Annotated in this window: 8 protein-coding genes; all 8 read right to left on the bottom strand. The window is 71.1% G+C overall.

Annotation, left to right across the window (positions count from 1 at the left end; translation table 11 throughout):
• Positions 1-12: 12 nt before the first annotated feature.
• Positions 13-453 (bottom strand): hypothetical protein, encoded by a 441-nt coding sequence (locus tag QRX50_RS10210; RefSeq protein ID WP_285971712.1) that lies wholly within the window; start codon positions 451-453, stop codon positions 13-15.
• On the bottom strand, positions 450-848 hold the full coding sequence (locus QRX50_RS10205; RefSeq protein ID WP_285971711.1) for a YbaB/EbfC family nucleoid-associated protein: 399 nt from the start codon (positions 846-848) through the stop codon (positions 450-452). Before QRX50_RS10205 ends, QRX50_RS10210 begins: the two co-directional genes overlap by 4 nt.
• An 11-nt stretch (positions 849-859) precedes the next feature.
• On the bottom strand, positions 860-4,180 hold the full coding sequence (locus tag QRX50_RS10200) for a right-handed parallel beta-helix repeat-containing protein (RefSeq protein WP_285971710.1): 3,321 nt from the start codon (positions 4,178-4,180) through the stop codon (positions 860-862).
• 31 nt (positions 4,181-4,211) lie between these two features.
• Entirely contained in the window at positions 4,212-7,280 is a 3,069-nt protein-coding gene (locus tag QRX50_RS10195) for a hypothetical protein (protein ID WP_285971709.1), read from the bottom strand.
• A 76-nt stretch (positions 7,281-7,356) separates the two neighbouring features.
• On the bottom strand, positions 7,357-7,626 hold the full coding sequence (locus tag QRX50_RS10190) for a type VII secretion protein EccB (protein ID WP_285971708.1): 270 nt from the start codon (positions 7,624-7,626) through the stop codon (positions 7,357-7,359).
• A gap of 15 nt (positions 7,627-7,641) precedes the next feature.
• On the bottom strand, positions 7,642-9,018 hold the full coding sequence (eccD, locus tag QRX50_RS10185; RefSeq protein ID WP_285974414.1) for a type VII secretion integral membrane protein EccD: 1,377 nt from the start codon (positions 9,016-9,018) through the stop codon (positions 7,642-7,644).
• A gap of 5 nt (positions 9,019-9,023) precedes the next feature.
• Positions 9,024-9,245, bottom strand: coding sequence for a hypothetical protein (locus QRX50_RS10180; RefSeq protein WP_285971707.1), 222 nt, complete (start codon positions 9,243-9,245; stop codon positions 9,024-9,026).
• Positions 9,242-13,243 carry a type VII secretion protein EccCa gene (eccCa, locus tag QRX50_RS10175; RefSeq protein ID WP_285971706.1) on the bottom strand — a complete coding sequence of 1,334 codons (4,002 nt, stop codon included), beginning with the start codon at positions 13,241-13,243 and terminating at the stop codon, positions 9,242-9,244. Before eccCa ends, QRX50_RS10180 begins: the two co-directional genes overlap by 4 nt.
• Positions 13,244-13,271 lie beyond the last annotated feature (28 nt).

Raw genomic sequence — 13,271 nt, 5'->3', positions numbered from 1 at the left:
TCTACAAAGGACTCAGTGAGCCGGCTTGGACGGAGTCGTCGGCTTCAGCAAGGTCTCCTCACGCGCCCGCAACGGCTCGCCCGGACCGCCGTCGCCACCACTGTTGACGTCCGTGCTCAGCTGCGTGAAGTCCTTTCGCAACGACCCGGCGAGCTCCGTCGCACCCTCGTCGACATCGCGGAACGAGTCGGCCATGTCCCGCACCGCCGTCGTCGTGCCGTCCACGGCCTTGGCCCACGCGTCGAGTCCGTTGTAGATCTTGCCGGCCGCCGCGAGGTGCACGTTGGCGAAGTTCGAGCCGTTCTTGTCGTTGCCGGTCGCCGCCAGCACGGTGCTCGGGTTGGTCAGGGCCTGCACCCGCTGCGCCAGGCTCCGCAGCTCGCCCGCTTTCTGGGCGAAGCCATTGGCACTGTTGGTGAGTCCGTCCGCGTCGACGAAGAAGTCGTCAGTCATCCCTGGGTCCCTTCCTCCATGCCGGGAACACGTCCCGAGAACAACGCCCGCACGTCCACGCGGCCGCTCATCAAGTCCTGCGCCGAGAGCCCGGGCGGCAGCATCGGTGCCATCGCCTCCGCCGAAGCGCTGATCGACTTCTGCCGGGCCTCTTCGACCGTTTTCACGATCACCGCCGCCAGCTCGGCCGGCGCCATCCGCTTGTACACACTGGTGGGGAAGGAAAGTTCGGTCAGCTCACCGGTGCGCGACACCGTCGCGGTCACCTCGCGCCGCGCCGATGTGGCGCTGGCAGTGAGCGAATCCACCTGCTTGCGGTTCTCCTCGAACCGCTGGCGCTGCTGCTGGTAGGCGCCCATGGCCTCGTCCAGCATCTTCTGATACGGCGAACTCATGCGTTACCTCCTCAGCCGACCGACGCCAGGCCCGGGCCCAGCGCCAGTGCTCCGGTCTCAGGTGGACGGATACCGCGCAGGTCCGCGGCCGCGAGCGTGCGCGACGCGGCCGCCACCGACAGCGTCCGCGCCAGCTCGTGGGCCGCGTGCACGGTGTGCTCCGAAGCCGATGCCAGCTCGTGGGCCAGCGCGTCCCGGACGTCGTCAGGAACGTCGTGACCGCACCGAACCAGCAGCCGCACGGCGATCTCCGCCAGTTCGTCCACTGTGTACTCTCCGAGCTCCCACCCGACGGTGAACGAGCTCCGCAACGTGGGCACCACACCCAGCAGCGCGGCCACCCGCTGCGTCTGCCCGGTCAGCACCACGACCGGGTCGGCCGGACGGCGCGTCACCGCCTCCGCGACAGCCTCGACGACCTCCGCGCCCGAGCTGTGCGTCGCGATCTCCCAGTCACCGTCCACATCGAGCACGAGCACGCCACCGCTGGCGTCGTTCATGGCCGTGCGCACGAGGTGCTCGGCCTGTCCCGGCCACCGCGGATACAGGTCCGCGGCCACCGAGCAGCGCACGAGCTGCCCGACGTTCACCAGCCCCAGCTCCGCCAGGCTCAACGCGTACAGCTTCGCGAACTCCGCGCGCCCGGACCCGCGTTCGCCGCTGATCACCAGGTTCGCCAGGTGCCCCAGCGGCTGCCGCTCCTGCCTCAGCCCGCCCAGGCGCACCAGCTGACGCTGCGCGTTCTCCCGCACGCCGGCCTGGCCGACCAGCGTGCGCAGCCGGTTCCAGCCCGTGCTGGCGCCGACGGCCGCCGCCGGGTCCGAACCCACCGACACCGCCGCCGTGGCCGCCGCCGGCAGCTGCACCAGCTCCGCCCGCAGGTCCTCGGCGGTCAGCCGGTTGAGCTCCGAGTCCTTCGACGGCGGCTGCAACGCCAGCCGCGAAGCCTGGTTGTTCACCATCGCCTCGAACAGCTTGCGCGCCACACGACCATTACCGAACGTCGAATCCTTCGGCACCCGCTCGAAATACTCGCGCAACGCCTGCAGCGCGTCGTCGGTCAGCTCGTAGTAGTGCTTGCGCGTCAGGCCGGTCGTGATCGTGACCAGCTCGTCGACGCTGTAGTTCGGGAACTCGATCGTGCGCGTGAACCGCGACGCCAGACCAGGGTTCGACTGCAGGAACAGCTCCATCTGCTCCGAATAGCCCGCGACGATCACCACCAGCGAGTCACGCTGGTCTTCCATGATCTTCATCAACGCGTCGATGGCTTCCTGCCCGAAGTCCGGACCGGACCCACCCGAACCCGCGGCCAGCGTGTACGCCTCGTCGATGAACAGCACCCCACCGATGGCCTTCTCGACCACCTCGGTGGTCTTGATCGCCGTCGAACCGATGTACTGGCCCACCAGGTCCTGGCGCGCGACCTCGATCATGTGGCCCTTGGACAGGATCCCCAGCTCCGCCAGCACCGTCCCGTACAGGCGCGCGACCGTCGTCTTACCGGTACCGGGAGGGCCCGCGAACACGAGGTGGCGGCTCATCGGCGGCATCGGCAGCCCCATGCGTTCCCGCATCTGGGACATCTTGATCAGGTTGATCAGGCCGGTGACCTCCTTCTTCACCCCGGCCAGACCCACCAGCGACTCGAGCTCGCCCAGCGGCCCGTCCAGCACCTCACCCGCGGCGTCACTCACGCTCTGCGGGTCGGCCGGCTGGTCGGGCGTCGAGGGGAACTCCGAGGACAGCCCGCTCGGAGACTCCGCGCGCACCTGGTCGGTGCTCACGTTCTCCACCGCCGCCTGGTCGTCCTCGAGCCGGTGCACGGCCTCGCCGCCCGCGTCGTTGACCACACAGTCGCGGATCGTCACCGGCTCGCGCGTCTCCACCAGGAACCCGTCACCGCCCGCGCCGAGCACTTCGCACTCGACCAGCGACCCGCGCGAACCCTCTTCCAGCACCACGCCGCTGCGCTTGGCGCTGCGCACGCGACAGCGTGAGGCGGTGAGGATCGCGCCAGCCGCGACGGTGATCCCGTCGGCCTTCGCCTCGGCGATCTCGCAATCCTGCAACGAACTCTCGGCCGGGCCCGACACGCGAAGGCCGCCGCCGCGCACCAGCACCGAGGTGAGCGACGACGGCGTGCTCGCCCCGAGCGTCACGGCGTGTTCGGCGGTCGAGCCCACTCTGATGTCGGCCACGGTCACGCGCGCCGACTCGGTCACCTCCAGGCCCGCCTCACGGCCGGTCTCGATCGACGCGTCGGTGAGTTCCATTCGCGACTGTCCGGAAAGGACGATGCCCGGCCCGGCGTCGGTGTTCAGCCGTAGGCCGGTGATCTTCACGGCCGCCTCGGCGTTCACGAGCACCGCCGTCTGCGTCGAACCGCGCACGGTCGCGCGCTCGAACTTCGGCGTCGCCTCACCGTCGACGAGGATCCCGACCGGCGAACCGTCGAACGTGCAGTCCACGAACTGCGGCGCCGCGTTCGCCGTCGCCTGCACCGCGTTGCGCTCGGCACCCGAGAACACGCACTCACGCAACAGCGGCGCCGAAGACCCGGCCACGTGCGCGGCCTGCATCGGCGCGGCGACGAACTGTGAGCTCGCCACCGAGATCCGGCCCTGGCTTGTGAGATAAAGATCAACATTTGCGCTTTCACGCACAGTGAGGCCCGTGATTGTTGCGCGGCCCTGTTGTTCCACCACCATCGCGGGTTTTTGTGCGCCGGTGATCTCGCAGTGTTCGACTACTGCCACCGCCTCGCCGTTGACGCAGATGCCGTTGCCCTGCGGGCGGCGCACCGCGCACCGGCGCAGCACCACGGACCCGACCTCGGCCACCACGATCCCCGACGACGCCGCGTCGGCGATCTCCGTGTCCTCGATCGTGCTCTGCGCGGGCGAAGCCACGACCACACCGGCACCCGCCGAGCTCGTCACCGTGCACCCGCGCAGCGCGAGCTGGCCCTGCAGCCGCGCGAGCAGCGTCGCCCAGGAGGCGCCGGAGATCCGGCAGCCGTCCAGCGCCGCCTCGCCGCGCACGACGTCGACGGCCACGAGGTTGCTGTCGGTGCTGGTGAGCGTGAACCCGCGCAGCTGCACCGCTTCGGCGTTGGCGACGAGGACACTGCCCTCGCTCGCCACGACCTCGACGGTGCCCGCACCCTGCTCGGCGACCAGCGAAACCATCCGGTCCACCACGAGGTTCTCCTCGTAGCGGCCCGGGTTCACGCTGATCGTGGCCCCCGGCTGCGCCTGCGCCAGCGCGGCGCCGATGGTCGGGAACGCCCCCGGCCGATCACCGCCGACCACGAGCAACTGTCGGTTCATCGAATCCGCCTCTCCCGCCTCGACACCACGCTCACACCAGCCCCGGGAGCGCCCCGAACCGCGGCGCGGACACCTCGGCGATCGGGTCGCGGCCTTCGGCCTCGGCCCACACCTCGAGCTCCCGGCGCAGCGACACCAGCGCCAGCTCGTCGAGCGAGATCCGGTCGGACGCGACCTTGCCGGTCTCGTCCACCTCGCTCGACGTCAGTTCCCGCAGCAGCACCAGCCCGCGCACACCCTCGGCGGGCTCGCGCAGGTCCAGCACCTTGAAACTCGTGCCGGGCACGAACAGCACCCGGTTCTCCACGCCACCGGCAGTGGGTTCCAGCAGCTTCGTGCGGCGGGCCGTGATCGACCAGACCAGCACGTCGGTGTCGCCGTCCAAAGTGGACGAGGGCTGCGTGAGCGTGTTGAGGAAACCCCACTCGGTGAGCACTTTCTGCGAGCGGAACAGGTCCCACTCGGACTTCGACACCGACCTCGCGAACGTCGCCGGCCCGCGGTGCGAGGGCAGCCGGCTCAGGCCCGCGACCACGCAGCGCGCGATGGGCACGTGCGGCCCGTTCGCGCCGGTGCGCAGCGCGCCGTCGATGGCCGCGCCCTTGACCGACAGGTACAGCTGCACGGCGACGGCGTCGGTGAGCACCTCGGCCGACGACGTCGACAACGCCCCCTGGAACCCGGGGTGCTCCGACAGGATGCGGGCCACGGCGTTGGACATCAGGCCGTACTCCGCGCCGAGCGACTTGCGCAGCCATTCGCGTTCCTTCTCGGCGCCACGCTTGGGCAGGAGCGCGGTGGCCTCGGCACCGGGGGTGGGCTGCAGGCGGGCCTCGCCCTTGCCGGCCTTCTCGGCCGGGGAGACGGGCTCGGCGGCTTCGGGGGCCTGGGCGTTCTCGCTGGTCTCGGCGGTCTCGGCGGTCTTGGCGGTTTCGGTGGTGCTCTCGACCGGTCCCGGCACAGTCGGGGCCTCGACGGACGGCGGCGCCACCGGCGGCACGCCCGCGGCAGGCGGCATTCCAGCGGGCGGGGTGGCGGCCGGCGGCATCCCGGCCGGCGGCGTGGCAGCGGGCGGCATCCCCACGGGCGGGGTCGCGGCCGGCGGAATCGACACGGGCGCGACAGGTGGAGCCACCGGCGCCGACGGCATCCCGACGGGCGGCGCGGCCGGCGGAATCGGCGCGGGCGGAGCGGCCGGCCCCGAGAACCCGGTCGGCGCACCGGGAACCGGCACACCCGGGCCCGCGAAACCGCCGGGCGCCGCGAACTTCGACGGCGCCGACGGACCCGCGAACCCAGCAGGAACCTCGGCCCCACCCTCTGGCGCTCCGGGCTTCGACGGACCGGCGAGCGCGGCCGGAGCCTCGGTCCTAACCTCCGGCGCCGCGAACTTCGACGGCGCCGACGAACCCGCGAACCCAGCCGGAACCTCGGCCCCGCCCTGAGCCACGGCGGGGCCGGCCGGACCAGCGAACCCTGCACCGCCGGGCTGTGCGGTGTGCCGCCCCGCCGTCCTGTCGTCCCGCCCGTCCCCGAACGGACCGGCGGAGGGCTCCTCCACCGGCACCATCGGCGGCCGAGCCGACGTGATCGTGATCGGACCGCTCACCCCGGCCAGCGACCGCGGCACCCCGACGCCCGGGTCGAGGCGCTGCGTGATCGTCGGCTCGGAGCGCAGCAAGGCGGGCTCCTGCGTGACGTCCACCTCGAGGTCCACGGGCGCGGCCGGCTTGTACTCGCCGGGCACCACGACCTCGGTCGGGCTGGCTTCCAGCAGCGCAGGGGCCGCGTCACCCTGCTCGATTTCCGCCAGCGCCTTGGTCGTCACCTGCACGCGGCCGCGCTCGGCCAGCAGCGCGTGGGCGGGCAGGACGCGGCTCATCCGCCGCGTGTTCTCGTCGAGCCGCGCGAGCACGTCCTGGGCCAGCATCCGCATGCGGTCCACGGCGTCTTCGCTCGCCGCGTCGAAAGTCAGGTTGTTGATCGAGTTGTCCAGCGTCAGCGCGCGCACGGCCGGGGTGTCGCGGCCGTCGTGAGGCGAGCGCACCAGCAGGCCGGACTGCACGACCTCGATAACGGCGTCGGGCGAGTACCAGTACACGGCCGGGGCGACCTCGTTGAGGCCGTGGATCGGCGCGCGGTGGCTGATCAGGCGCGGCGCCTGCACAGGGCCGCCCTGCACGCGCGGCTGGTAGCCGATCTCGCGCACGAACGTGGTCCAGCCGAGCCGTCCGTCGAACAGCACCGTGCGCACGTCGACCAGCTGCGGCGACCCGACGGGCAGGCCGGTGTAGAACGCGACCTCCTTGCCCAGCAGGTCGGCCAGCGCCTGACCCAGCGTCGTCCCGGCGGGCACCGACATCGGGCCGTACTGCACGAACCGGGCGTTGGCCCGCACGTTCTCCGGCAGCCGCATCCACAGCCGCGCGGCATCGTCCAACGTCAGCGGCGGGCAGCCGGGGCAGCCCAGCACGATCGTCATCGTGTCGTGCTGCGCGGGCAGGCCTTTGACCAGCGCCGCGCGGTGCGCCCGCTGTCCCTGGTCGAACCCGACCGGCCGCACCCACAACCCACCCGGCAACGGCTCCGCGACCCCGCGCGAGCTCGTGGACGTCAGCTCCGCCGTCAGCCCGGAATCCCACGACGGACGCGGGAACCGCTTGGCTTCCCACTTCGGCGCCCGCCCCGGCTGGAACTTCACCCAGCCGCTGCCGCGTCCGGAGTGGACGAACAAGGCACCACCGGCGCTCGGGATCACCGAACCGTCAGGAGCGAGCACCGTGCGGTTGATCCGCTCCGACAGCCACTGCCCCGCCAGCGCCGACGTCTCCCGCGAACGCCCGCCGATCACCAGCCGCACGCCACGGCGCCGCCGCGGCAGGACCTTCGCCACCGACTCCCACAGCGAGATCGGCGAGTCCACCGGCAGGTCCACCACCACCAGGTCGTGCTCGGTGTCGGCCGCGACGCCCAGCGCGAGCGCCTGGGCCTCGTCGGTCATCCCGGTCGCGGGGTGGACGACAAGAGCGTTCCCGACCGTCTGCTTGTCGAGGGTGGTACCGGAGGCACCGGTCCCGCGACGCACCAGCGAGAGGTCCATGTTCACCTTCGTCCTTCCTACCGGCACCGGCCCGAGCTCCCGGCACAGCTGTCACGTGCGGCGTAGATCTATCGGTTCAGGTCGGGATGCGCACTGTGTGGGACGGCCCGCCGGTGCCCCCCACTGGTGCAGACGGCGCACTTCCGCCGGTGTGATGCGCGATCAGGCCGAAGACGAAAAACCCGACCACGATCAGCAGGGCCAGCAGCGCGCCGCCGAGCAGGCCGTTCCAGGTCCGCTTGGCCGGCACGTCGAGGTGGCTCGCGTCGCCCAGCACCAGGGCCGAGGTCATCCGTCCGATGAGGAACGAATAAGCCTCGACGTGGTCCTTCTGCGTCTGCACCATGTCAGCTCACCCCGTTCACGCCGTGAGCCCGGTCGCCCAGCCGTAGACCCCGAACAGCTGCAGCAGGATCGGGATCACCGCCACCGCGCTCAAGGTCTCGGTCCAGTTGGCCAGGTGGCCCCAGATCGGCAGCAGGCGCCGCGGCGGCGGCCGCAGCATCGCCAGCACCAGCAGGAAGAACACCAGCGCCAGTCCGCCGGCCGACACCGCGCGCCAGTTGGCCGCCATCGGGTCGACCAGCGACAGCGCGAGCAGCACCAGCCCCACCGACCCGGCCACCGACAGCGGCACTCGCTGCCACGCGCCGAGCAGCGCCCGCGAGCGCATCAGCACTGCGGCGGCCACGAGGAACGCCAGCAGCTTCGGGAACAGGTCCTGCTCCGCGAGGAACGGGAACGCACACGTGAACACGACCGCCGACGCGATGCAGAAGATCGTGAGGTAGCCGTCGGCGTAGGCCGTCTGCTTCACCATCTGCTCCGCGGGCGCGGGCTCGATGTCGTACTGCAGCTCCGACGCGGTGCGCGGCAGCTGCGGGCCGCGGATGCGCGCGAACCGGATGCCGATGCGCGGCGCGAACACGAGCAACGCGATCAGCACGGCCGACACGAGGCCCGCCGTCTGCGTCGTGGTCAGCCCGGCGCCGAGGTGCAGCCACATCGAGAGGGCGCCGGCGACGCCCGTCGCCACCACCACACCGAACGGCACGAACGGCAGCCCCGGCGACCATGCCGCGCGCCCGCCGATGAGCAGGCCGCCGGCCAGCGCGAACGTCAGCGAGCCGACGAGGATCGGCGCGCCCTGCAGATCGAACGCGGCGCCGACCCCGGCCACGCCCACGGCCCCGGCGATGGCCGCGAACCCGCAGCCGCCGAGGCCGAGCAGCAGGAGCAGCGCCCCGTCGTCGGAGCGCACGCCGCACGCGACCGCGGCCACGACCAGGCCGAGCGCCACGACGGCGGTCCCGATCGCGGACAGGCCCAGCGGACCCGGCATGAGCAGGATCCACGCCAGCACGACCTGCGCGAAGATCGCGAAGCCGAGGAACAGCCAGCGGTTGAACTCCGGCTTCCAGCGCCCGGGCTGGCGGCTGACGGCGGTGGCCATGCCGTCAGCGATGTCGTCGAAGTCGAGCTCCGGCAGCGGATCCTGGCGGGGGCGGAGGTGGAACTCCTCGCCTTCCTTCCAGTCCAGCGACTCCGGCGTGCCGGCCGCGTCGAGCGGGGCCTCACCGAGGCGCTGCAGCACCCACGTGTCGGCCAGGTCCTCGCGGCCGCCGGTGTGGCGCAGCAGCACCGGCAGCAGGCTCGTGAGCGGCACCGACATCGGCACGGCCAGGTCGGCCCGTCCCTGCGGCCCGTACACCGTGATCCGGCAGAGCTCGCCCTGCATGGCTGTCAACGTCCGCTCCTTCCAGTGCGCGCGTTGTTGTCGAGAACGCCGCCGCCGTCGACGATCCGGCCGCGGGCGCGGGTGGTCGTCGCAGGCGCGGCGGCCCGCAGGCCCTTGCCCGCGCCGGCTCGGCGCGATGTCCCGGCCCGCGGCCGGCGCGAGCCGCCGTCCGGCCGCGGGCAGGTGCCGGCAAGGCCCCGACCGGCGTTCGGTGCGAAAGTGCTCATCGCAGGCCACCCACCAGCTGCTGCTGCTCGGCTTCCGCGCCCAGCGGCACGTAACCGGTCTGCACGAGCTTCACGCCGCGGCGGGTGACCAGCTGCGCGCGGCCCGCGGGCAGGTTGCGCGGGGTCGCTTCGCCGAGGAACTTGCCCTCTTCCTTGGGGTAGGAGAAGACCACGCCGGGGCTGCCGAGCTCCCAGGCCCGGCGGATCACCGCGTCGCTCAGCGCCCGCATGGCACCGGAGGTGCTGCGCGCGACGATGAGGTGGAAGCCGATGTAGGAGCCCTGCGACAGCAGCGACAGCAGCGGTTCCAGCGGTGAGCCCATGCCGCCGGTGAGCAGCTGGTAGTCGTCGACCACGAAGAACAGCCGCGGGCCGGTCCACCAGTCGCGGCGCTTGAGCCGGTCGGCGGTGATCGACTGGTCCGGCACCCGCGGGGTCAGTGACACGCTCGCCTGCCCGGCCAGCTCCTGCAACGCCTCCGTGGTGGTGGCGTAGCCGACGCGGTAGGCCTCGGGGACCTCCGTGTCGAGCATGCGGCTCGGGTCGGCGAGCACGATCTTCGCCTCGCTCGGCTGGTAGCGCGCGAGCACCGAGCGGATGACCAGCCGCAGCAGGTTGGTCTTGCCGGTCTCGTTGTCGCCGAACGTGAGCAGGTGCGGCGTGGCCTCGAAGTTGTGCCACACCGGCAGCAGCCGCTGCTCGTCCTGGCCCAGCGCGATCCGCAGGTCGCCGTCCGGGCGCGGGAGCTCGCTGATCGGCAACGTGTTCGGCAGCATCCGCACCGCCGGCGCCTTGCGGCCCGGCCAGAACGTGTGCACCTCCTCGGCCACGGCCTTGGTCGCCGCCGCGACGTCGTCGGTCGCCGAGCTGCCGTCCATGCGCGGCAGCGCCGCCAGGAAGTGCAGCCCGTCCGGCGTCATGCCGCGCCCGGGCTGGTTCGGCACCGTCTTGGCCTTGCGCGAACCGATCTCCGACTCCATCGGGTCGCCAAGGCGCAGCTCGAACCGCGTCTGCAGCAGGTCACGCAGGTACGGGCGGATCTCCGACCAGCGCGTGGACGCGATCACCACGTGGATGCCGAACGACAGACCGCGCGAAGCCAGCTCGCCGATCTTCTGCTCCAGCTCCGAGTAGTCGTTCTTGAGGCTGTACCAGCCGTCGATGACCAGGAAGACGTCTCCGAACGGGTCCTCGACCTGGCCGCGCCGGCGCAGCTGCCGGTAGACCTCCATCGACTCGACGCCGCGCTCGGAGAACACGTTCTCGCGGTACTCCATGATCTGCGAGATCTCTTCGATGGTCCGCACCACGCGGTCACGCTCCAGGCGCGTGGCGACCGAGCCGACGTGCGGCAGACCGTTGATCGACATGATGCCGCCACCACCGAAGTCCAGCCCGTAGAACTGCACCTCCTGCGGCGTGTGCGTCATCGCCAGCGCCAGCACGAGTGTGCGGACGATGGTCGACTTGCCCGTCTTCGGACCACCCACCACCGCCACGTGACCCGCGGCGCCGGACAGATCGGCCATCAGCAGCTCACGCACCTGCTCGAACGGCCGGTCGATCATGCCCATCGGCACGCGCAGACGGCCGTGGTGCGCCGGGTCCTGCACGCTCATGCCGCGCACCGGGTCCGGCAACACGCTGGGCAGCAGCGAGTCGAGGCTCGGCGACTCAGCCAACGGCGGCAGCCACACCTGCCGCGCCGCCGGGCCCGCGCCCGTGAGCCGGTCGACGAACACGTCGGCCAGCGTCGGGCCGGTCGGCGCCGCGTCGAGAGCGTCCACATCGGACATCTTCTTCTCGGCGGGATCCGGCTCGTCGTCACGGATGATGAACCGGCTCGGGCGCGCCTGGGTGAAAAACGGCACCACCTCGCGGCTCACCCGCGCCGCGTCCGCGTGACCCTCGCCGCCGCCGGCGGGCACGGGGCCGGACACGTACGCGGCCTTGAACCGCACCAGGTTCGTCGTGTCGATCTTGAGGAAACCATTGCCCGGCTCCGACGGCAGCTCATACGCGCTGCCGACCCCGATCACACTGCGCGACTCCATCGAAGAGAACGTGCGCAACGCGATCCGGTACGACAAGTGGCCCTCTACCCGGTGGATACGGCCCTCGTCCAGCCGCTGCGACGCGAGCAGCAAGTGCACACCGAGGCTTCGACCGAGGCGCCCGACCGAGACGAACAGCTCCATGAACTCCGGCTTCGCGCTCAACAGCTCGGAGAACTCGTCCACCACCAGGAACAACGTCGGCATCGGCGCCAGCTGCTCACCGGCCGCGCGTGCCTTCTCATACTCGTACAGCGACGGATAACCACTGGCGCGCAACTGTTCCTGCCGGCGCACCATCTCACCGTTGAGCGAGTCCTGCATGCGGTCGACCAGCGGCAGCTCATCGGCCAGGTTCGTGATCATCGCCGAGGTGTGCGGCAGGCGGTCCATCCCGAGGAACGTCGCACCACCCTTGAAGTCCACCAGCACGAAGTTGAGAATTTCCGACGAGTGCGTCGCCGCCAGCCCCAAAACCAACGTGCGCAGCAGCTCCGACTTGCCCGACCCCGTCGCGCCGATCAACATGCCGTGCGGGCCCATGCCGCCCTGCGCCGACTCCTTCAGATCCAGCTCGACGATCTCGCCCTCTTCGGTCACGCCGATCGGCACCGACATCCGCGCCCGCTGCACCGCCCGCGGCCGCCACTGCGCCGGAATGTCGAACGTGTGCACGTCCTTGATGTTCAACAACGCCGTCAACCCGAAGTCGCTCTCCAGCGGCTGCTCCGCGATCTCCAACGTGCCACTCGTGCGCTTCGGCGCCAGCAACCGCGCCAGACCCTCGGCCTGCGTCACCGACAGCTCGTCGCGCAACGCCGAACCCGCGCCCGTGCCGGCCGGAAACTCGACGAGATCGTCCTTTGTGGTCAGCCGCAGCACCTTCGGGCCACCCGGCAGCGCGCCCGTGACGTCCAGCAGCACCACATTGCGCAGACCCGCGCCCACCAGCCGCGACGACTCGGGGATCGGCGCCAGATGCGCCACGATCACCACCAGCGGCTCCGACGTGGTCGGCGCCACCGACTTGTCGTGATCGTCGCGATCGGCCACGTCCGGGCCCAGGATGTCCATCAGCTCGTCGTGATCGGTTGCCAGCAACCGCAACGGACCCGCCGGGTCGCGGAACGTCGGATGGTTGTTGTGCGGCATCCACTTCACCCAGTCCCACGGCGACTGAGCCGCCTCCGTCGTCAGCACCGCCACCCGCAGCTCATCCGGCGAGTGGAACGTGATCAGCTGCGCCAGCATCGCCCGCACCAGCCCGACGGCGGCCTCCGGGTCGCCGTCGAACTCCACACTCGTGAAACTGCGCAACCCCACCGCCGTCGGAATACCCGACAACGTCCGATACGTCTCCGTGAAACGCCGCAACGAGATCGCCGAGAGCGGATCCAGATCCTCGATCGGCTTCGTCACCGGCGGCATCAGCTCCAGCGCCGACTGTTGCGACCCCAACCCGATCCGCACCCGGCCGAAGTCCTCATGCGACACCCGCCGCTCCCACAACCGCGGCCCCATCGCCAACGACCACAACGAATCCGGCGACGGGTTGTTCCACGCCACCGCCCGCCGCTGCAACTCCGCCGTCGACCGCGCCCGATCCCGGACCTGCGCGATGTAGCGCAGATAGTCCCGGCGCTCGGCCTTCATCTTCCGCTTGCGCTCACCCGCACTGCGCGTCAGCTGCCCCAGGCTCATCGCCATCATCGACACGCCCATGCCGCCACCGAGCACATACGTCATCGGCGAGCTGCCGCCCACCCCCGAGAACGCCAGGATCATCACCATCGACCCGATGCCCATCGGCAGCATCATCAACAGCGAGTTGAAATCCCGGGCCGCCGGCTCGGCGAGCACCGGCGGCTCCTGCAGGTCCTCCTGGCCCTCGGGCAGCTCCGGACCCGCGACCCGCGGGCCACGCTTGACCGTCTCCGTACTCACCGGTGCACCTCCGTCCGAAGCTTCCCCG

The sequence above is a fragment of the Amycolatopsis sp. 2-15 genome (assembly GCF_030285625.1).
GTDB lineage: Bacteria > Actinomycetota > Actinomycetes > Mycobacteriales > Pseudonocardiaceae > Amycolatopsis > Amycolatopsis carbonis.
Note: the sequence above shows the minus strand (reverse complement) of the source record. Positions and strands in the feature narration are given on the sequence as shown.

What these genes read in the sequence shown, in the direction of transcription:
- QRX50_RS10210 (WP_285971712.1), bottom strand. Translation starts at nt 453, where the DNA reads ATGACTGACGACTTCTTCGTCGACGCGGACGGACTCACCAACAGTGCC.
- QRX50_RS10205 (WP_285971711.1), bottom strand. Translation starts at nt 848, where the DNA reads ATGAGTTCGCCGTATCAGAAGATGCTGGACGAGGCCATGGGCGCCTAC.
- QRX50_RS10200 (WP_285971710.1), bottom strand. Translation starts at nt 4,180, where the DNA reads ATGAACCGACAGTTGCTCGTGGTCGGCGGTGATCGGCCGGGGGCGTTC.
- QRX50_RS10195 (WP_285971709.1), bottom strand. Translation starts at nt 7,280, where the DNA reads ATGGACCTCTCGCTGGTGCGTCGCGGGACCGGTGCCTCCGGTACCACC.
- QRX50_RS10190 (WP_285971708.1), bottom strand. Translation starts at nt 7,626, where the DNA reads ATGGTGCAGACGCAGAAGGACCACGTCGAGGCTTATTCGTTCCTCATC.
- eccD (WP_285974414.1), bottom strand. Translation starts at nt 9,018, where the DNA reads ATGCAGGGCGAGCTCTGCCGGATCACGGTGTACGGGCCGCAGGGACGG.
- QRX50_RS10180 (WP_285971707.1), bottom strand. Translation starts at nt 9,245, where the DNA reads ATGAGCACTTTCGCACCGAACGCCGGTCGGGGCCTTGCCGGCACCTGC.